This is a genomic window from Microbacterium sp. LB12 (assembly GCF_037150835.1).
In the GTDB taxonomy this organism is placed as follows: Bacteria; Actinomycetota; Actinomycetes; order Actinomycetales; family Microbacteriaceae; genus Microbacterium.
Genome location: NZ_JBBCPF010000005.1, coordinates 19690 through 36244 on the forward strand (window position 1 = coordinate 19690; position 16555 = coordinate 36244).

Sequence of the window (16555 nt, forward strand, 5' to 3'; positions counted from 1 at the left end):
GCCGCGCCGCCAGCTTCGATGTCAGTGGATGGCAGGCAGCAGCCGGTCGCGGGAGTGCTCGATGTGCGTGCGCATGGCCGCGGCGGCCGCATCGGGGTCGCCCGCGGAGATCGCCTCCGCGATCGCGGCGTGCTCGTCGACGGTGTCGGTAACGTACGCCCCGGTGTAGGCCAGGCGGAAGGTGTGCAGATGGCAGTGGGTGCGCGCGTACGCCTGCCGCACGGTCTCGTTCCGGGCCGCGCGGAACACCAGGTCGTGCAGTCGCACATCGTGTTGGGAGAGCAGCCGGTAGGCGTCCGCCTCGCCGATGGCCGAACGTCCGGAATCGATCTCCTTCGCGAGATCCTTCGCGTCGGTCGCCGTGCGGCGTTCGGCGGCGCTGGCCGCGGTGCCGGGTTCGAGCAGGAGGCGCAGTTCGAAGAGCTCGGCGAGGCGGGCGTGATCGAGCAGCTCGGTCGTGCGGTAGCCGCGCAGCGGGTGCTTCTCGACGAGGCCGTCGGACTCAAGTCGGGCGAGTGCCTCGCGCACCGGCGTGGGGGAGACGTCGAACTGGCGGGCGAGCTCTCCCGTGTTGATGCGGGCGTCGGGCGGGAAGGTGCCGTCGAGGATGGCCTGCTGCAGCGCGCCGTACACCTCGTCGGCAAGCATCAGGCGTGCGCCGGCGGAGAAGGAGGGCAATTGACCGAGAGTAGACATCCGACCTTTCCCTTGACATTGCGATGGAGTGCAGCAATCATATCCAGGGAAAGATCAAATACGATATTTCAAAATCAGAAACTTCCTGGAGGCTCAAAGATGCGCATCACACAGCACGTGCGGCTCGGCGCCGTCATCGCGGCAGCGGCCGCCCTCACCCTCGCGCTCGGCGCATGCACCCCGCAGAACAGCGGCTCCACCGCGGGCGGCAACGGCGGCAGCGGCAACCTGTCCGACGTCCGCGTCGCCCTCGTCCCCGGTGGTGCGCACCCGTACTTCCAGCCGTGGATCGCGGCGGGCGAGAAGGCGGCGAAGGACTTCGGCCTCGGCGAGGTCACCTTCAACGAGACCTCCGAGTGGGACCAGACCAAGCAGAACGACGTCATCAACTCGCTCGTCGCGAACGGCTACAACGCCTTCGGCATCTTCGGCGTCTCCCCGACCGACATCAACGCCACCTTCAAGAAGCTCGCCGATGCGGGCATCGCGGTGGGCTCGATCGCCTCGTGCCCCGCGGGCGACGAGAACCTCGCCGCGTTCTGCCTCTCGACCGACACGGAGGAAGCCGCCTACCAGGCCGCGGCCGCCGCGATCGATGCCATCGGCGGCACGGGCACCCTCGTGCACATGACCGGCAACAACGTCGACTCCAACACCCAGCGCCGCATCGAGGGCGTGCAACGGGCCATCGACGAGACCAAGGGCGCCGTCACGCTGCTGCAGACGATCACCGACGTCGACACCGACCTCGCGACCGCTCAGAAGGCGGCTTCCGACCTCCTCGCCGCGAGCGGATCGGAGATCAGCGCCATCGTCACCACCGCCTACAACCCCGCGGTCGCCAGCGCCGAAGCCATCGCCGAGTCGGGTCTCGACATCCAGCTCATCGCCATCGACGACGACCCCACGATCCTCGACGGCATCCGCGACGGCTCGATCTACGGCACCGTCGCCCAGAATCCCACCGGACAGGCCTACGTCGGCAGCTGGGTGCTCGGACAACTCGCCAGCGGCGCCTGCACGATGGCCGACCCCGGCGTGATCGTCGACTCCGGATCCTTCGTCGTCACCAAGGACAACGTCGACACCTACGGCGACGAGCAGAGCGCATTCGCCGACACGGTGAAGAAGAAGTTCGAAGACGACCTGCTCACCTGCAAGTGATCTGACACACCCTGGAGAGGCACCCGATGGCCAGTACGATCACCGATGCTCGCGCGTTCCTCGTGGACGTCGCCGTGGAGACCGAACGCACGGACGCCGTGCAGAGCTTCGTCTCCCAGGAGACGATCTTCGTCGAGCTCACCACGAGCGATGGCCTGCACGGCCTCGGGTACTCCTACACGATCGGGACAGGAGGTCGCGCCGTGCTGTCGATGCTGCGCGACCACCTGCTCCCGATCCTGGTCGGCCAGGACGCCGACCGCATCGAGGCGGTCTGGTACCGCCTGTTCGCCTCGACCAGGGCGACGACCACCGGGGCGATCACCTCGCTCGCGCTCGCCGCCGTCGACACCGCGCTCTGGGACATCGCCTCGCGCCGGTCCGGCCTGCCGCTCTGGCGTCTCGCCGGAGGCTTCCGCCGCGACATCCCGCTGTACGACACCGAGGGCGGCTGGCTGCACCTCGGCGTCGATGATCTGGTGGACGGGGCTCTCGCCTCGAAGGCCGCGGGCCTCAACGGCGTGAAGGTGAAGATCGGCAAGCCGAACGGGCAGGAGGATCGCGAACGCCTGCTGGCCGTGCGGGACGCCGTCGGTCCGCACTTCGACATCATGGTCGACGCGAACCAGTCGATGACGAGCGCCGAGGCCATCCGGCGGGCGCGCCTGTTCGACGGACTCGACCTCGGGTGGATCGAGGAGCCGCTTCCCGCCGACGACATCGAGGGACACGCCCGCCTCGCGGCATCGACCTCCACTCCCATCGCGGTGGGCGAATCGATGTACTCGATCGCGCAGTTCCGGGAGTACCTCGACCGCGGCGCCGCCGGAATCGTCCAGGTGGATGTGGCCCGCGTCGGCGGAATCACGCCCTGGCTGAAGGTGGCCCACCTCGCGGAGTCGTTCAACGTGCACGTCTGCCCGCACTTCCTGATGGAGCTGCACGTGAGCCTGGTCGCCGCCGTCCCCAACGGACGCTACGTCGAGCACATCCCCCAACTGCGCGCCATCACCCGCACCGGGATGACGATCGAGGACGGCCGTGCCCTCGCCCCGGAGACCCTCGGCCTCGGCATCGACTGGGACCGGGACGCGATGGACGACAGGATCGTGCGCTGATGTCCCGGTTGCGCAGCGTCGCGCGCGCCGAGGTCCGCTCTCCGCGCGCACTCCTGGTCGTGCTGATCGTCCTGCTCGTGGTGGCTCTCGCGATCCTCAAGCCCGCATTCCTCAACGGTCCGTTCGTCATCGCCCCGCTGCTGACCACGATCGCGATCTTCACCGTGGTCGGGCTCGCGCAGATGGTGGTGCTGTCCGTCGGGCACATGAACCTCGCCGTCGGGCAGCTGGCGGGTGTCGGCGCCCTCGTGATGGGGGCCTCGTTCGAGAACCTGGGGATGCCGCTCATCGTCGGGCTCTTGCTCGGGGTGCTCGCCAGTACGGCTCTGGGCGCCCTCGCCGGCTGGATCATCGCGAAGACCGGGGTGAACTCGTTCATCGTCACCCTGGCGATGAGCTTCACGCTCCTCGGTCTGATCCCCACTCTGTACAAGTCGTGGAGCACGGGTCAGGCGTTCACGGTCTCGCCCGCGGGATTCCAGACGATCGGACGCGGCACCTTCGCCGACGTCTGCCTGTTCGGCTACTGCGGTTCGAACGCGGTGCCGCTCATGGTCCTCCCCGCTCTCGGCTGCATGGCCGTCATCTGGTACTTCTACACCTGCACCCGCAGCGGTCGAGAGGTGCTGATGACCGGGAGCAGCGTGCGCGCGGCGGAGCTCTCCGGCGTGCCGACCGCCCGCCGGACGATCCTCGCGCACGCCCTGTCCGGGCTGCTCGCGGCGATCGCCGGGTTCATGCTCGCAGCGAGCACGGGATCCTTCACGCCCGCGATCGGGAGCGAGTTCATGCTGTCGTCCTTCCTCGGACCGATCCTCGGCGGCACGCTGCTCGCCGGCGGCCTGGTGTCGATCGTGGGCACCGCGCTCGGCATCACCCTCACGTCCGTGATCCGCAAGGGGCTGGAGCTGTTCGGCGTCGGACTCGAGACGCTCAACGTGCTGCTCGGCTGCATCCTGCTGGCAGCACTCGCCACCGATCGTCTGCGGCCGATCTTCGCGCGGCGCCGACCCGCAGCGGCCCCGGAATCCGCCGCGACACTCGCCGTCGAAATGGAAGAGGCGGAGGCCCACCGATGAAACGCATCATCAGCGCGAACAACCTCCTGCTGATCGGGATCGTCGTCGTCGGCGCGCTCGTGCTGGGCATGGCTACCTCGGGGCAGTTCTTCGGCCCCGTGTCGATGACGAGCTTCTTCCGCTTCGTCAGCGTGCCCATCCTGATCGGCCTGGCGCAGATGATCACTCTCTGCGTCGGCCAGCTCAACCTCGCCGTCGGTGCCATCGGCGGTGTCGCCGCCTGCTTCACCGGCGTGATCGTCACCTCGTGGGGTGTCCCGCCGTGGATCGGCGCCCTGGTGGCCGTGCTCGCCGGAGCCCTGCTCGGACTCGCGAACGGGTTGCTGGTGGTCGGCACGCGGATCAACGGCTTCATCGTGACGCTCGCGATGTCGCAGATCCTGATCGGGGTGCAGTATGCCCTCGTCGGCACCCGCACGATCGAACGCAAGGCGTGGCCGGAGCTCGCCGCGTTCGGACGCTCCGAGATCCTCGGCATCCCGACGATCTTCCTGATGACACTCGTGGTCGCCGCGATCGTCGCGCTCTACTTCGCGCAGACGGTGTCGGGGCGCACGCTCCTGGCGAGCGGCGGCAACGCCTCCGCCGCGCAGCTCGCGGGGATCTCGACCGATCGCGCGCTCATCGTCGCGCACACCCTCTCGGGGCTCCTGTGCGGTGTCGCGGCGATGGTGAGCATCTCCTTCCTCCCCGGCGTCAACACGACCGTCGGCGGAGACTGGCTGCTGCCGAGCTTCGCGGCGCCGATCATCGGCGGGGTCGCCCTCGCCGGGGGAACCGTGGCGGTGCTCGGCACGGTGCTCGCGGCGATGGTGGTGCGGCTCGTCGACGCGGCCAGCCCGATCTTCCGTTTCGACGCGGAGGTCGTCAACTTCGTCGTGGGTGCGGTCGTGCTCGGTACGGTGGCGCTCGGCAAGCTCCGGGAGGTGCAGGCCACCCGGCACGCCAGCAGGATCAGATCGATGCGCGCGGAAGCCGCGCTCGCGGAGGTGAAGCGATGACCGTCGCACTGGAGATCCGGAATCTGCGCAAGACGTTCCCCGGCGTGACGGCGCTCGCGGACGCGAATCTCACGCTCGAGGCGGGGTCCGTGCATGCGCTCATGGGCGAGAACGGGGCCGGCAAGTCGACGCTCATCAAGATCGTCACGGGAGTGCAGGGCGCCGACTCCGGCAGCCTGATCCTCGGTGGCGAGGAGGTCGCGTTCGCGAACCCGCTGGAGGCGATGGCCGCAGGCATCGGGGTGGTGCACCAGGAGCGCAACGTCGTGCGCGAGTTCACGGTGGGGGAGAACATCGCCCTCTCCGCGATGCCGCGTCGTGCAGGGACGGTCGACTGGCGTCAGGTGTGGCGCGAGTCGAAGCGCTGCCTCGACATGCTCGACCTCGATATCGATCCACGCACCCCGATGCGCGAGCTGTCCGCTGCGCAGATCCAGCTCGTCGAGATCGCCCGCGGCCTCTACCGGAGCGCGAAGGTGCTGCTCCTCGACGAGCCGACCGCGTCACTCAGCAACGACGAGGCGGACCGGCTCTACACGGTGGTCCGGCAGCTCAGCGCCGAGGGCACGGCGATCGTGCTCGTCAGCCACAAGCTCGACGAGGTGTTCGCGCACTGCGACGCCATCACGGTGCTCCGCGACGGCAGCACCGTCATGCCCTCGCAGCCCATCGCGGAGACGAGTCACGACGAGGTCGTGGCGCGGATGGTCGGCCGCACGCTCGCCGACCTCGAGGTGGAGGAGCGCGTCGTCGACCGCACCGTCACCCCGGCGCTCGAACTGGTCGATGTCAGCACCGCCGCGGGGCACCGCAGCATCTCGCTCGCCGTGCACCCCGGTGAGGTGCTCGGCATGTACGGCCTCGTCGGCGCCGGCCGCACCGAGCTGGCCCGCGCCGTGCTGGGGCTGGACCGCGTGACGGGGGGAGAAGTGCGCATCGACGGTGCGGCCGTCCGTATCCGCTCCGTGCGCGACGCGCTCCGACGGTTCCGCATCGGCTACGTGACCGAGAACCGCAAGGAGGAGGGCGTCTTCCTTCTGCAGTCGATCACACGCAATGTCGCGGTCACGGTCTGGTCGGAGCTCGCGAAGGTGCTGGGCTTCGTGCCAGGACGCAGGGAACGCGAGGTCGTGCAGGCCGAGGTCGATGCACTCGACATCAAGATCTCCTCGCAGGAGCAGCTCGCCGGGCAGCTGTCCGGCGGCAACCAGCAGAAGGTCTCACTGGCGAAGTGGCTCGCGGCCCGCACGCGCGTGCTCATCATCGACGAGCCGACTGTCGGCATCGACGTGCGCACCAAACGCGCGTTCTACGAGCTCATCTGGCGTCTCGCCGACGACGGCATGGCGATCCTGCTGATCTCGAGCGACCTCGCCGAGATGGTGACCCTCGCCGATCGGATCGTCGTGATGGATCAGTACATCGTGCGGGGAGTGGTCGAGAACACGCACGACTACCAGCCCATGAGCGCCGAGGTGATGGGTCACATCCACGGATCGGCGGAGGCTCTGCGGTGATCCCGACGCGGCTGCACCGCGGGATCGATGTCGGCGTCCTCGGCATGGGCTGCGCCCAGCTCGGCAACCTCGGCAGTGCGATGACCGACGAGGAGGCCGAGGCGACGGTGCACGCCGCCTGGGACGTCGGCATCCGCCACTTCGACACCGCGCCCCACTACGGACTCGGCTTGTCGGAGCGCAGACTCGGCCGCGCGCTCGCCGCCTATCCGCGCGACGAGTACATCGTCTCCACGAAGGTCGGACGACTGCTCGTGCCGAGTCCGGAGACCGCGCATGAACGGGACCTCGCGAACCTGTTCGACGTGCCGTCCGATCACCGCCGCGTGTACGACCTGAGCCGCGACGGCGTGCGGCGCTCGATCGATGCGAGCCTGCAGCGGCTCGGGCTCGACCGGGTGGACATCGTCTACATGCACGACCCGGACGACCATGCCGAGGCGGCCCGCACGACGGGAGCCCAGGCGCTGGCCGAACTGCGGGACGCGGGTGTCATCCGCGGATTCGGGGCGGGTATGAATCAGGCGGGCATGCTGGCCGACCTCATCGAGCAGACCGATGTCGACATCGTGATGTGCGCGGGACGACTGACGCTGCTGGAACAGGCGAGCAGTCGGCGCATGCTCGAAGCGGCACGAGAACGGGGCGTCGCCGTGGTCGCCGCCGCCGTCTACAACTCGGGACTGCTGGCGCGGGACACCGTGCCCGACCGGGTGACCTACGACTATGTCCACGCGCCGACCGACATCGTGGAACGCGCGCGCGACATCGAGCGCATCTGCCGCGCGCACGGCGTCTCCCTCCCGGCGGCGGCCCTGCAGTTCCCGCTGCGGCTGCCCCAGGTGGTCTCCTCGGTCGTGGGTCTTCGTGGTCCGCGACAGGTCGAGGAGGCGGCCGCGCGGATCGCTGTCGAGATCCCCGAGGCGCTGTGGACGGCGCTGGCCGACGCGGGGCATATCGTTGCTATGGCATCGATTCAGGACTGACCAAGGAGCGGCATGCGCATCGCACTGCACTCGGTGATCGCCGAAGGCGCGATCGACGACTACCGGACCCACCACGCACGGATCCCCGACGGGCTGCGCGAGCTGTTCGGGGAGGCGGGCATCCACGACTGGACGATCTGGCGCTCGGGTCGCAACCTGTTCCACCTCGTCGAGTGCGACGACTTCGACGCCGCGATGCGCGCGGTCAACGCCTCACCGGCGAACGACGCCTGGCAGGCGGACATCGGCCGTTTCGTCGCCGGGTTCCACGGCCCCGACGGCGAAGACGGCTTCCTCCCCATCGAGCAGGTGTGGGCGCTCTCGGCGCAGCGGGCTGCCGAGAGCTGAGCCTCAGGCAGCGAGCCGCGGCGTCGAGGTGATGCGCTCGTCGGCTCCGCGGATCACGAACGCCACGACGGCCAGGCCGACGATCCCGGTGAGCAGGTAGAACACGTTGGCGATGTAGACGACGTCGCTGGGCGTGCCGACACCGGTCGCGAACACCGAGAAGTCCCACACGCCGTGGAGCACCATCGCCCAGACGAGTGAGCCGGTCACGCGCCGCAGGATGTAGAACGCCGTCCCCGCGAGGAACGCCGCACCGACCTGGCTGACGGTGCCGGCGAGCGGTGCGCCGAGGAGTACGTTCACGAAGTGCATCACCGCGAAGAGTGCTGAGGAGAGGAGCCACACCCACACCTCGGAGAGACGCGAGCGCAGAGCTGTGAGCAGTAGTCCACGGTGGACGAGCTCCTCGGTGAAGCCGACGAGCAGCAGCACCAGGGATGCGCCGAGGAACGCGCTGCTATAGGCGCTCCAGTCGGTCCCCGCAAGATTCACGACGGCGGAGATCGCGACCAGCACCGGTACGAAGATCGGCCAGGCGTGCCGACTCCGCTGTCGCTCGCGCAGCGCCGGACGCCACCAGCCCAGCAGGCTCGTCGTGATCGCCAGCAGCACGGTCGCCACGATCAGTGAGAGGCCGGCGCCGAGGAAGAGGTTCCCGGCGCTGTCCCCCCAGGTGTCGTAGGGAATGCCGGTCGACTTCTGGATCGCGAAGACGAGCACGGCGTAGCCGAGCCAGATCGCGAGCCCGATCCAGACGCGCGGCGCGACGCGGAGGGTGCCGTCGGTCATGCGGAGGCACGCTCCGTGCGGAACTCCGGCTGCGCATCCACGACGCGACCGCGGATGAAGAAGAGGAGCACGAATCCGACCGCGATCACGGCGATGTTGCCGAGACCGGCGATGGCCGTGAGCGGGCCTTCCGCGGGGTAGGCGGTCTGCAGGAAGATGCTCGGGTCGGTGCTCGCGTGCAGCAGGATCGGTGCGATGATCGTGCCGGTCACACGCATCGCGAGGTACATGCAGATGCCGAACGCGAACGTGTAGACGATCTGGAATGCGGTCGCGAACAGGTTCTGTCCGGTGAGCAGGTTGCCGGAGTGCAGGCCCGCGAACACGGCGGCGGAGATCACCGCGACCGCGATCTCGCGGTATCCGGCCTTGCGGAGCAGGTTGACCACCAGACCTCGGGTCAGCACCTCCTCGGCGAAGCCGATCAGGAGCCCCGCGAGCAGCCAGGTCGCCACGACATCGAAGCCGACCGTGCCGTAGTCGATCGTGGCGAAACGGAGGATGTTGAACAGCAGCACGGCGATGATGGCGATCCACATCCACCCGCGGCCGCGGATGGGCTGCGGCCCGAACACCTCGCGCCACCAGCCGACGGATGCCATGAACCCGACGAGCAGCAGTCCGCCGACGATCAGCGGCAGCACGTAGTAGACGACGATCGCCGCGGCGCTCTGCTTGTCGTCGATCTGCAGTGCCAGCGGGGTGAACGCGAGCGAGAGCCCCTGGTACAGCGCGAAGTACACGGCCGCGAGGACGACCGCGCGCCACCATCCGCCCTTCTCCCAGAAGGACTTCCAAGGATTGCGGGCGGTGGGTGCGTTCACGGGAGCTCCAAGGCGGGGGTCTGGCTCGAATGTGGGGTTGACTCGTCGTCAGTCTGGCGCACCCGGTGGGATCGCGTCCATCCTTGTTCCCACGGGTGTCGAGGTCAGTGTCTGCGCCCGCGCCCACCGTCGGGCGGAGGAAGCCGCGGGATCGGGATGGGGCGGGTGGCGCGGGACGTCTCCTGGAATCGCGCCACCGCGTCCCGGACCTCCTGCACCGAGGAGTAGCGCAGAGCGAGCGGGAGGTCGCGCATCCAGCGCACCTCGACATCGGTCGGGGCATCCTCGAAGATCGTGCAGACCAGTCGACGGTGGTCGAACTCGGGGTAGTGCAGGTCGTGGATCGCCCAGTCGGACGCGCTGACCTGCACCAGGACGAATCTGTCGTCCGGATCCTGCTCCATCATGCTCCTGCCTGTCCCCGCTTCGAAGCATGCGCGATTCGCGCGCCCCGCGCGAGCCCCTTGACACAGCGCAGCCCCCGTCCCAGAGGAGCGGGGGCCGCGGAGCGATCAGCGGGCGACCGGAGTGGAGCCGGTGTCCACGGGGCCGCTGTCCCCGGCTCCGATGGCGTCCTTCGACCGTCCGCCTCCGCGCAGCTCCGCTTCCAGGCGTTCCGCTTCTTCGCCACTGATCGCTTCTCCGCGAGCCACGAGGCCGGCCTGATCGGACAGCGGGATCTGCTTGAGGAACAGCGAGAGCACGAGCGCCAGCAGCACGAACGGGACCAGGTACCAGAACACGGGTGCCAGCGCGTCGGCATAGGCCGTGACGATCCCCTCGCGCACCTCGTCTGGCAGCGTGCTCAGCGTGGCGGGATCGATCCGAGAGGCGGCATCGGATGCGGCGTCCGGTGACGCGCCGGCGTCGGCGAAGACGCCGAGGAGGTTCTCGGTGAGGCGCGTGGTGAAGATCGTCCCGAACACCGCGGTGCCCAGTGACGCGCCCACCTCGCGGAAGTAGTTGTTGGTGCTGGTGGCGGTGCCCAGCTCGCCTGCCGGCACCGCGTTCTGCACCACCAGGACGACGACCTGCATGATGAGGCCCAGCCCCGCGCCGAACACGAACAGGAAGACGCAGATCAGCCAGATCGGGGTGGCCGCCGACAGGGTGGTCATCGAGACCATCGCGATACCGGTGATGATCGTGCCGAGGATCGGGTAGATCTTGTACTTGCCCGTCTTCGAGATCGCGATTCCCGAGAAGATCGACGTGCCCATGAGGCCCACCATCATCGGGATCATCAGCAGGCCGGACTCCGCGGCCGAGGTGCCCGAGGACATCTGCAGGAACGTGGGGACGAAGCCGATCGCCGCGAACATGCCGATCCCGAGCACCAGCCCGATCGCGGTGGCGTTCACGAAGATCGGGTTCCGGAAGAGGCTCAGCGGGATGATCGGATCCTGCACGCGCGCTTCCGTGATCACGAACGCGGTCGCGGCCACGACGAGACCGGCACCCCAGGCCCAGGTCGCCAGCGAGTCCCAGCCGAACTCCTTGTCGCCGCCGAAGTCGGTGAAGAAGATCAGGCAAGTGGTGGCGATGGAGAGGAAGAGCACGCCGAAGATGTCGGTCGGCTTCTCGGCCTTCTTGCTGGGCAGCTTGAGCGCCACGAGCGCGATGATGAACGCGGCGATCCCGACGGGGATGTTGATGTAGAACGCCCACTGCCAGGTCAGGTGGTCGACGAAGTAGCCGCCGAGCAGCGGGCCGGCGACGGCGGACAGGCCGAACACGGCCCCGAGCGGACCCATGTACTTGCCGCGCTCGTTGGCGGGCACGATATCGGCGATGATCGCCTGGGACAGGATCATCAGACCGCCGCCGCCGAGACCCTGTAGGGCGCGGAACACGACGAACATCCAGAAGTCGGTCGCGAACGCGCAGCCGACCGATGCCAGGGTGAACAGTGCGATCGCGACGAGGAACAGGTTGCGTCGCCCGAGCACGTCACCGAACTTGCCGTAGATCGGCATCACGATCGTGGTGGCGAGCAGGTAGGCCGTGGTGATCCACACCTGGTGGTCGACGCCGCCGAGCTGGCCGACGATCGTGGGCATCGCGGTCGACACGATGGTCTGGTCGAGGCTGGAGAGCAGCATGCCGGCGATGAGGGCGCTGAAGATGATCCAGATACGGCGCTTCGTGAGCAGGAAGGGCGCATCCTTCGTGGCGGTGGCGGACATTCAACGGTCTTTCTGTGTCGGTGCGTAGAGGGAGCGGGCGATGTCGAGGCGTCGCCGGATGAGGTCGTTGAACGACGCGGTCGACTGCTGGTGCAGGAGCTGGTCCATGCACATCCGCACGAGCGCGCCGACCGTGTGCACGATGACCTCGGCGCGGAGCTCGGCGTCGGCCTCGTCGCCGATGCGGGCGGAGATCAGTCCCCTGTCGCGCCGCTCGTTCTTCGCGAGCTGCTCGAAGGCGGCTTTGAGCAACCGGGGCTCCTGCTCGATGACCGCGAACAGGGCAGGGGCGTCATCGACCGGGTTGAACAGGTCGAAGCGGTGGATCGTCAGCTGGATGAAGTCGTCGAGGAGATCGCCGTCCTGCGCGGCGAAGTCCGCCTCGAGGGCTTCCTGGCGCGAGTCGATCGTCGCGAAACCGAAGACCGCGTTCTCCTTGCTCTCGAAGTAGTTGAAGAACGTCCGGCGGGAGACGCCCACCTCGGCGCACAGCTCCTCGATCGTGAAGCCGGCGAAACCGTGTTCGGTGGTGAGGCGGCGAGCAGCGTCGGTGAGGGAACGGGACGTCTCTCGCTTGCGCTGCTCCCGCAAGGAATCTGCACTGTCGCTCATGGAGTGCAATATTGCACTCTCTACCTTGGAGTGCACTGTGAGACGAGTTGCAGATTCTCTCGACAGATCTGTGACGTTCTCCCCTCGGCATCCGTCTTAGTGGTGTCGCTGAACGGCGACCCGCATCCGGTTCGATGCGGAGACACGGATGAAGGAGCTCGCAATGGCGAACGTGACGGGTGGCACTCAGTCCAAGGCTCAGCTCGGCGCACCGCTGCAGGCGGCGTCGGGGAAGACCACGATCGAGGATGCGGTGGTGGCGAAGATCGCCGGGATCGCCGCACGCGAGGTCAGTGGCGTCTACGCGCTCGGTGGGGGAGCGGCGCGCATGGTCGGGGCCATCCGCGACGCGCTCAACACCACCGACCTGTCGCAGGGGATCACCGTCGAGGTCGGCGAGACCCAGGTGGCCGTCGACGTCACGATCGTCGCGGAGTATCCGGTGTCGCTGCAGAAGGTCGCGGACGAGGTCCGTGCGGCGATCCACCGCGCCATGGTGGAACTGGTCGGCATGGAGGTCGCCGAGGTCAACGTCACCGTCAACGACGTGCACATCCCCTCCGATGACGAGGGCGACGGCACGCAGGAGGCGCGAGTCCAGTGAGCGCGTCGGTGATCGGCGCGGCGGCCGCCGCAGCCCTGGCGCTGACCTGGGTGGTCCTGGGGTTCTGGGCCTTCCTGCTCGTGGCGCTGGCGATGCTGCTCGGCGCGTTCGTCGGCCGCATCATCGACGGCCAGCTCGACATCCGGGCGCTCGCCGAGGTGTTCCGGGGCCGGCGCTCCTCGTCATGACGAGCGCTGGCACCGCCGAGGCGTTGGCGGGCACCGTCGCGGGGACGACGATCCTCACCGCGCGCGCCCTGCAGCGACTCGCGGTCGGCATCGCGCATGATGCCGCCCGGGTCGCGGCCCGCGACGTCGCCGTGAAGCTGTCCGATCACCGGGGCGCGCTGCGGATCTCGGTCACCGTGCCGGTGGCCGAGGCCGCGGAACCCGACGCGAACCTCGTCGACCGGAGTGAAGACCTGCGTCGCCGCCTGATCGAGGGAATGCGGGACCTGGCCGGCCGTGAGGTCGGGGCGGTGGACATCCGGTACTCGGGGGTCCGCCGGAACATCGAGAAGAGGGTGAGATGACGACTGAGCAGGCGACCTATCGGCGCGTTCTCCGTCGCGAGACCCACGCGCCGCGCACGACTCCGGCGACGGTGGTCGCAGCGGTCGGCGTGCTCCTGTTCGTCGCCGCGATCGTCGGCGGCGTCTGGTGGCTCATCGATGCTGCCTTCCGCGAGGAGGTCGGGCGCCTGGTCGACGACCTCGGCGCAGCCATGCTGCCGGCGACGATGCTCGGTGTCGGGGGCGTGCTGGTGGTCCTGGCCGTCGTGCTCCTCGCACTCTCGGTGCTCCCGGGCCGTCGGGCGCGCAGAGCACGCACCACCGAGCGGACCGCCCTGCTCGTGGACGACGGAGTGATCGCCGACTCCATCGCCGAGGCCGTGGCACGTCGCACGGGCGTCGTCCGCGCTCGGGTGGCCGTGACCGCCGCGCGGCGCAGCATCGTGGTGCGGATCACGCCGACCAGCGGCATCCCCGTCGATCGGTTCGCGGCGGAGTCCGCGGTGAACGACATTCTCTCGGGGATCGGGTTCACCGCGACGCCGCGCGTCGTGATCGAGACCAACGGGGTGATCGCATGAACGCCACGAACAGAGTCATGAATCGGGTGCTGCTCTTCGTCGCCGGCGCGGTCGTGCTGGGCGGGGGAGTCGTCGCTCTCGCCGCGGGAGTCCTCGGGCTCGGGGATTCGCCGGCCTGGCTGCGGCGCCCGCTGGGGGCGGTGGCGGATGCCGCGGCGACGGTGTCCGCCTCGACCTGGCAGATCGCAGGTCTCGGCACGGTGCCCGTGCTGTTGGTCGTCGCGACGGCAGCGGCAGTGCTGCTCGCGGTGGTCCTGCTCGTCTTCCTCGCCACGCGGGGGCGGGGTGGCACGAAGACCGTGATCGAGCTCGATGCCCCCGATGGACGCACCGCGGTCGATCGGACCGTGCTCGATGCACTGCTCACGGATCCGCTGATCCGGCGACCCGATGTGCTCTCGGCCCGCACCAGCGCCTACCGCATCGGCAGGACCCGCGCGGTCGAGCTTGCCGTCACCGTGCGGCCCGGTGCCCCGCTGGGAGCGGTCCTGGCCGCGGCTGAGGCGGCCGTCCGTGCCGGGGATGCCCTGCTGGGGGCACGTATCCCGATCATGCTGCACCTGTCGGATCGGCGCTGGCGCGACGCGTTCCGCGCGCCGACGCGGGTGCGATAGCCCAAAGACGTGCACACGCAGCGTCCGCGTGAGGATTCGGCCCCGAGAGACGGGGCCGGTGAAGGAAAGGAAGACGCCATGGGCGCAGAAGACAAGATCAAGGCCGCCGCGGAGAAGGTCGCCGGAAAGGCGAAGGAGACCGTGGGCAAGATCACCGACGACGACAAGCTCGTCGCCGAGGGCAAGGCCGAGCAGGCCAAGGGAGACGTCCGTGACGCGGCCGAGAACGTCAAGGACGCCTTCAAGAAGTGACGGATGCGGGGAGGACTCGTCAGAGTTCCTCCCCGACCCTTCCCAGGTCGGTGGGAAATCATCCGATCCGGTGGGGCATCCGTTCCGAATCCTTCACGGGATCGGGTCGAGGGGTGGAGTGGGATGGAAGACGAACGCTTTCGCAGAGCGCTCGAACACGCCGACGACGGCATCGTCGCCGGACGCGCGATGGACGGCGACGTCGAGGCGTTCGCGGTCCTCGTTCGCAGGTATACGCCGATGATGCGCGCGTACACGCAGCGCGTGCTGAACGCGTCCGCCGACGTCGACGACATCGTGCAGGAGTCGTTCGTCGTCGCGTGGCAGCGTTTCGGTGAACTCGACGACCCGGCGAAGGTCAAGAGCTGGCTGATGCGGATCGTGAGTCGCAAGGCGGTCGATCGCATCCGTGCCATCCGTCCGGCGGTCGACATCGATTCGATCGACCGGCCCGCGCCGCTGCACGCCTCGCCTTCCGCTGTCGTCGAGGTGCGGGCGGGCGTCGCGGCTCTCGGGGCCGCGCTTCGGGAACTGCCCGACGCGCAGCGCGAGTGCTGGGTGCTGCGGGAGATCGGCGGCTACTCGTACGAGGAGATGTCTGAGGAGCTCGGCATCCCCGTCTCGACGGCCCGAGGGCTGCTCGCCCGGGCCAGGAAATACATGATCGTGCGGATGGAGGAGTGGCGATGACCGACGACAGAGAGACTCCCGACGTCCGCAGGCTGGGACTGGAGCCGACAGATCTCGACGGGCACACGCTCGACGAGCTCACCGACTATCTCGAGGCCGGACGGCGGCCCGCGGATCGCTCGATCGACGAGTCCCCCGGGTGCCAGCTGGCGCTGGACGCGCTCGAGCGGTTGCATGGACTCGGCGCGGAACTGCTTGCGGCGGAGGCGGCGGCGGAACCCGCGGTCGACGAGACCTGGGTCGATCGCATCCTCAGCGGCATCGCGATGGACGCGCGCGCCGGTCGGCGCATCCCGTTCGCCTCCGCGGATCCGCACGTGGAGCTCGGGATCACTGAGGGGGCCGTGCGCGGGCTCATCCGAGCCGCGGAGAACGCCGTGCCCGGTCTGCTGATCGGCCGCTGCCGGCTCGACGGGGACGTGACGATCGCGGATGCGCCGATCCGTGTGGAGATCGACGCGAGCGCGCTGCACGGGCAGCCGATCCCGGTGGTCGCCGAGCAGTTGCGGACCGAGGTCGACCGCGGTCTGCGCGCGCACACGGAACTGAACATCGTCGCGATCGACATCGCGATCCGTGACGTCCGGGAGGCGTCGTCGTGGACGGAGGAGCGCTGATGGGTGTCGAGGAGCGCGGCGAACTCGCGGCAGATATCGAAGCGGCGATCCGGTCGACGCCCGGTGTGCGCGGCATCTATCGGTCGGGCTCGCTGATCTCGAACCTGCTGCGTGTCGGAGCCGAGGCGCTGGGAGCGCGCACGGGCGACGAACCGATCGTCTCCGTGGTGTCCGCCGGCGAGGGCGTCGCGGTGGAAGCGACCATCGCCGTCGACGCGGATGCGCGATCCGCGGATGTCCTCCGTGTCGTGGGTGCGGCGGTCGACGCGCTGCTCGGCGAACGGGGCGTGCCGCGGGACAGCCTCACGCTCACGGTCGCGCGCGTGCAGACGCGCGCGACCGTCTGAGGCCCGAGAGCCGCCGTGT

General features: G+C 68.8%; 22 protein-coding genes. 16 read left to right on the forward strand and 6 right to left on the reverse strand.

The genetic code is table 11. The features are described from left to right. Positions 1-21: 21 nt before the first annotated feature. The gene (locus WFM69_RS10255; RefSeq protein WP_337004275.1) at positions 22-678 is read right to left on the reverse strand and encodes a GntR family transcriptional regulator; all 657 of its coding nucleotides are present in this window, start codon (positions 676-678) and stop codon (positions 22-24) included. A 117-nt stretch (positions 679-795) separates the two neighbouring features. On the opposite strand from WFM69_RS10255, the gene WFM69_RS10260 reads away from it, so the two are divergent. Genes WFM69_RS10260 through WFM69_RS10290 form a run of 7 tightly spaced genes read left to right on the forward strand, consistent with a single transcriptional unit; the run spans position 796 to position 7909 of the window. Beyond that, positions 796-1860 carry a sugar ABC transporter substrate-binding protein gene (locus WFM69_RS10260; RefSeq protein ID WP_337004278.1) on the forward strand — a complete coding sequence of 355 codons (1065 nt, stop codon included), beginning with the start codon at positions 796-798 and terminating at the stop codon, positions 1858-1860. 26 nt (positions 1861-1886) lie between these two features. Continuing rightward, positions 1887-2978, forward strand: a complete 1092-nt coding sequence (locus WFM69_RS10265) for a mandelate racemase/muconate lactonizing enzyme family protein (RefSeq protein ID WP_337004280.1) — start codon at positions 1887-1889, stop codon at positions 2976-2978. Continuing rightward, a complete protein-coding gene (locus tag WFM69_RS10270; protein WP_337004282.1) occupies positions 2978-4057 on the forward strand; it encodes an ABC transporter permease in 1080 nt (359 codons plus the stop codon). The genes WFM69_RS10265 and WFM69_RS10270 overlap by 1 nt, the downstream gene beginning before the upstream one ends. Beyond that, positions 4054-5058: an ABC transporter permease gene (locus WFM69_RS10275; RefSeq protein ID WP_337004284.1), complete on the forward strand. Its 1005-nt coding sequence runs from the start codon at positions 4054-4056 to the stop codon at positions 5056-5058. The genes WFM69_RS10270 and WFM69_RS10275 overlap by 4 nt, the downstream gene beginning before the upstream one ends. After that, entirely contained in the window at positions 5055-6575 is a 1521-nt protein-coding gene (locus WFM69_RS10280; RefSeq protein ID WP_337004286.1) for a sugar ABC transporter ATP-binding protein, read from the forward strand. Before WFM69_RS10275 ends, WFM69_RS10280 begins: the two co-directional genes overlap by 4 nt. Further along, the gene (locus tag WFM69_RS10285) at positions 6572-7561 is read left to right on the forward strand and encodes an aldo/keto reductase (RefSeq protein ID WP_337004288.1); all 990 of its coding nucleotides are present in this window, start codon (positions 6572-6574) and stop codon (positions 7559-7561) included. Before WFM69_RS10280 ends, WFM69_RS10285 begins: the two co-directional genes overlap by 4 nt. 12 nt (positions 7562-7573) lie before the next feature. Beyond that, the gene (locus tag WFM69_RS10290; RefSeq protein ID WP_337004290.1) at positions 7574-7909 is read left to right on the forward strand and encodes an L-rhamnose mutarotase; all 336 of its coding nucleotides are present in this window, start codon (positions 7574-7576) and stop codon (positions 7907-7909) included. A 3-nt stretch (positions 7910-7912) separates the two neighbouring features. Here WFM69_RS10290 and WFM69_RS10295 read toward each other — a convergent pair whose 3' ends face one another. The 5 genes from WFM69_RS10295 to WFM69_RS10315 all read right to left on the reverse strand — a co-directional run bounded on the left by WFM69_RS10295 (position 7913) and on the right by WFM69_RS10315 (position 12320). Further along, positions 7913-8698 (reverse strand): CPBP family intramembrane glutamic endopeptidase, encoded by a 786-nt coding sequence (locus WFM69_RS10295; RefSeq protein WP_337004292.1) that lies wholly within the window; start codon positions 8696-8698, stop codon positions 7913-7915. Beyond that, positions 8695-9522, reverse strand: coding sequence for a CPBP family intramembrane glutamic endopeptidase (locus WFM69_RS10300; RefSeq protein WP_337004294.1), 828 nt, complete (start codon positions 9520-9522; stop codon positions 8695-8697). Before WFM69_RS10300 ends, WFM69_RS10295 begins: the two co-directional genes overlap by 4 nt. A 104-nt stretch (positions 9523-9626) precedes the next feature. After that, entirely contained in the window at positions 9627-9929 is a 303-nt protein-coding gene (locus WFM69_RS10305; protein ID WP_337004296.1) for a hypothetical protein, read from the reverse strand. Between the two features lie 105 nt (positions 9930-10034). After that, on the reverse strand, positions 10035-11708 hold the full coding sequence (locus WFM69_RS10310; RefSeq protein WP_337004298.1) for an MDR family MFS transporter: 1674 nt from the start codon (positions 11706-11708) through the stop codon (positions 10035-10037). Beyond that, positions 11709-12320 carry a TetR/AcrR family transcriptional regulator gene (locus WFM69_RS10315; RefSeq protein ID WP_337004300.1) on the reverse strand — a complete coding sequence of 204 codons (612 nt, stop codon included), beginning with the start codon at positions 12318-12320 and terminating at the stop codon, positions 11709-11711. Positions 12321-12483: 163 nt separating this feature from the next. Here WFM69_RS10315 and WFM69_RS10320 point away from each other — a divergent pair, with 163 nt between their 5' ends. From WFM69_RS10320 to WFM69_RS10360, 9 genes are all read left to right on the forward strand, one after another. Further along, the gene (locus WFM69_RS10320) at positions 12484-12924 is read left to right on the forward strand and encodes an Asp23/Gls24 family envelope stress response protein (protein WP_337004302.1); all 441 of its coding nucleotides are present in this window, start codon (positions 12484-12486) and stop codon (positions 12922-12924) included. Further along, positions 12921-13112, forward strand: a complete 192-nt coding sequence (locus WFM69_RS10325) for a DUF2273 domain-containing protein (RefSeq protein WP_337004304.1) — start codon at positions 12921-12923, stop codon at positions 13110-13112. The genes WFM69_RS10320 and WFM69_RS10325 overlap by 4 nt, the downstream gene beginning before the upstream one ends. Beyond that, the gene (locus WFM69_RS10330; RefSeq protein WP_337004306.1) at positions 13109-13456 is read left to right on the forward strand and encodes a hypothetical protein; all 348 of its coding nucleotides are present in this window, start codon (positions 13109-13111) and stop codon (positions 13454-13456) included. Before WFM69_RS10325 ends, WFM69_RS10330 begins: the two co-directional genes overlap by 4 nt. Beyond that, entirely contained in the window at positions 13453-14016 is a 564-nt protein-coding gene (locus tag WFM69_RS10335; RefSeq protein WP_337004308.1) for a hypothetical protein, read from the forward strand. The genes WFM69_RS10330 and WFM69_RS10335 overlap by 4 nt, the downstream gene beginning before the upstream one ends. Further along, a complete protein-coding gene (locus WFM69_RS10340) occupies positions 14013-14630 on the forward strand; it encodes a hypothetical protein (protein ID WP_337004310.1) in 618 nt (205 codons plus the stop codon). Before WFM69_RS10335 ends, WFM69_RS10340 begins: the two co-directional genes overlap by 4 nt. A gap of 78 nt (positions 14631-14708) precedes the next feature. After that, positions 14709-14882, forward strand: a complete 174-nt coding sequence (locus WFM69_RS10345; protein WP_337004312.1) for a CsbD family protein — start codon at positions 14709-14711, stop codon at positions 14880-14882. Between the two features lie 123 nt (positions 14883-15005). After that, positions 15006-15572 carry an RNA polymerase sigma factor gene (locus tag WFM69_RS10350; protein WP_337004314.1) on the forward strand — a complete coding sequence of 189 codons (567 nt, stop codon included), beginning with the start codon at positions 15006-15008 and terminating at the stop codon, positions 15570-15572. After that, a complete protein-coding gene (locus tag WFM69_RS10355; protein WP_337004316.1) occupies positions 15569-16189 on the forward strand; it encodes a hypothetical protein in 621 nt (206 codons plus the stop codon). The genes WFM69_RS10350 and WFM69_RS10355 overlap by 4 nt, the downstream gene beginning before the upstream one ends. After that, the gene (locus tag WFM69_RS10360; protein ID WP_337004318.1) at positions 16189-16536 is read left to right on the forward strand and encodes a hypothetical protein; all 348 of its coding nucleotides are present in this window, start codon (positions 16189-16191) and stop codon (positions 16534-16536) included. The genes WFM69_RS10355 and WFM69_RS10360 overlap by 1 nt, the downstream gene beginning before the upstream one ends. The last annotated feature ends 19 nt before the right edge of the window (positions 16537-16555 follow it).

Coding starts and splice junctions, on each gene's coding strand:
- WFM69_RS10330 (WP_337004306.1), top strand. CDS start 13,109: ATGACGAGCGCTGGCACCGCCGAGGCGTTGGCGGGCACCGTCGCGGGG.
- WFM69_RS10280 (WP_337004286.1), top strand. CDS start 5,055: ATGACCGTCGCACTGGAGATCCGGAATCTGCGCAAGACGTTCCCCGGC.
- WFM69_RS10350 (WP_337004314.1), top strand. CDS start 15,006: ATGGAAGACGAACGCTTTCGCAGAGCGCTCGAACACGCCGACGACGGC.
- WFM69_RS10345 (WP_337004312.1), top strand. CDS start 14,709: ATGGGCGCAGAAGACAAGATCAAGGCCGCCGCGGAGAAGGTCGCCGGA.
- WFM69_RS10335 (WP_337004308.1), top strand. CDS start 13,453: ATGACGACTGAGCAGGCGACCTATCGGCGCGTTCTCCGTCGCGAGACC.
- WFM69_RS10360 (WP_337004318.1), top strand. CDS start 16,189: ATGGGTGTCGAGGAGCGCGGCGAACTCGCGGCAGATATCGAAGCGGCG.
- WFM69_RS10355 (WP_337004316.1), top strand. CDS start 15,569: ATGACCGACGACAGAGAGACTCCCGACGTCCGCAGGCTGGGACTGGAG.
- WFM69_RS10340 (WP_337004310.1), top strand. CDS start 14,013: ATGAACGCCACGAACAGAGTCATGAATCGGGTGCTGCTCTTCGTCGCC.
- WFM69_RS10265 (WP_337004280.1), top strand. CDS start 1,887: ATGGCCAGTACGATCACCGATGCTCGCGCGTTCCTCGTGGACGTCGCC.
- WFM69_RS10275 (WP_337004284.1), top strand. CDS start 4,054: ATGAAACGCATCATCAGCGCGAACAACCTCCTGCTGATCGGGATCGTC.
- WFM69_RS10290 (WP_337004290.1), top strand. CDS start 7,574: ATGCGCATCGCACTGCACTCGGTGATCGCCGAAGGCGCGATCGACGAC.
- WFM69_RS10270 (WP_337004282.1), top strand. CDS start 2,978: ATGTCCCGGTTGCGCAGCGTCGCGCGCGCCGAGGTCCGCTCTCCGCGC.
- WFM69_RS10320 (WP_337004302.1), top strand. CDS start 12,484: ATGGCGAACGTGACGGGTGGCACTCAGTCCAAGGCTCAGCTCGGCGCA.
- WFM69_RS10260 (WP_337004278.1), top strand. CDS start 796: ATGCGCATCACACAGCACGTGCGGCTCGGCGCCGTCATCGCGGCAGCG.
- WFM69_RS10315 (WP_337004300.1), bottom strand. CDS start 12,320: ATGAGCGACAGTGCAGATTCCTTGCGGGAGCAGCGCAAGCGAGAGACG.
- WFM69_RS10295 (WP_337004292.1), bottom strand. CDS start 8,698: ATGACCGACGGCACCCTCCGCGTCGCGCCGCGCGTCTGGATCGGGCTC.
- WFM69_RS10305 (WP_337004296.1), bottom strand. CDS start 9,929: ATGATGGAGCAGGATCCGGACGACAGATTCGTCCTGGTGCAGGTCAGC.
- WFM69_RS10310 (WP_337004298.1), bottom strand. CDS start 11,708: ATGTCCGCCACCGCCACGAAGGATGCGCCCTTCCTGCTCACGAAGCGC.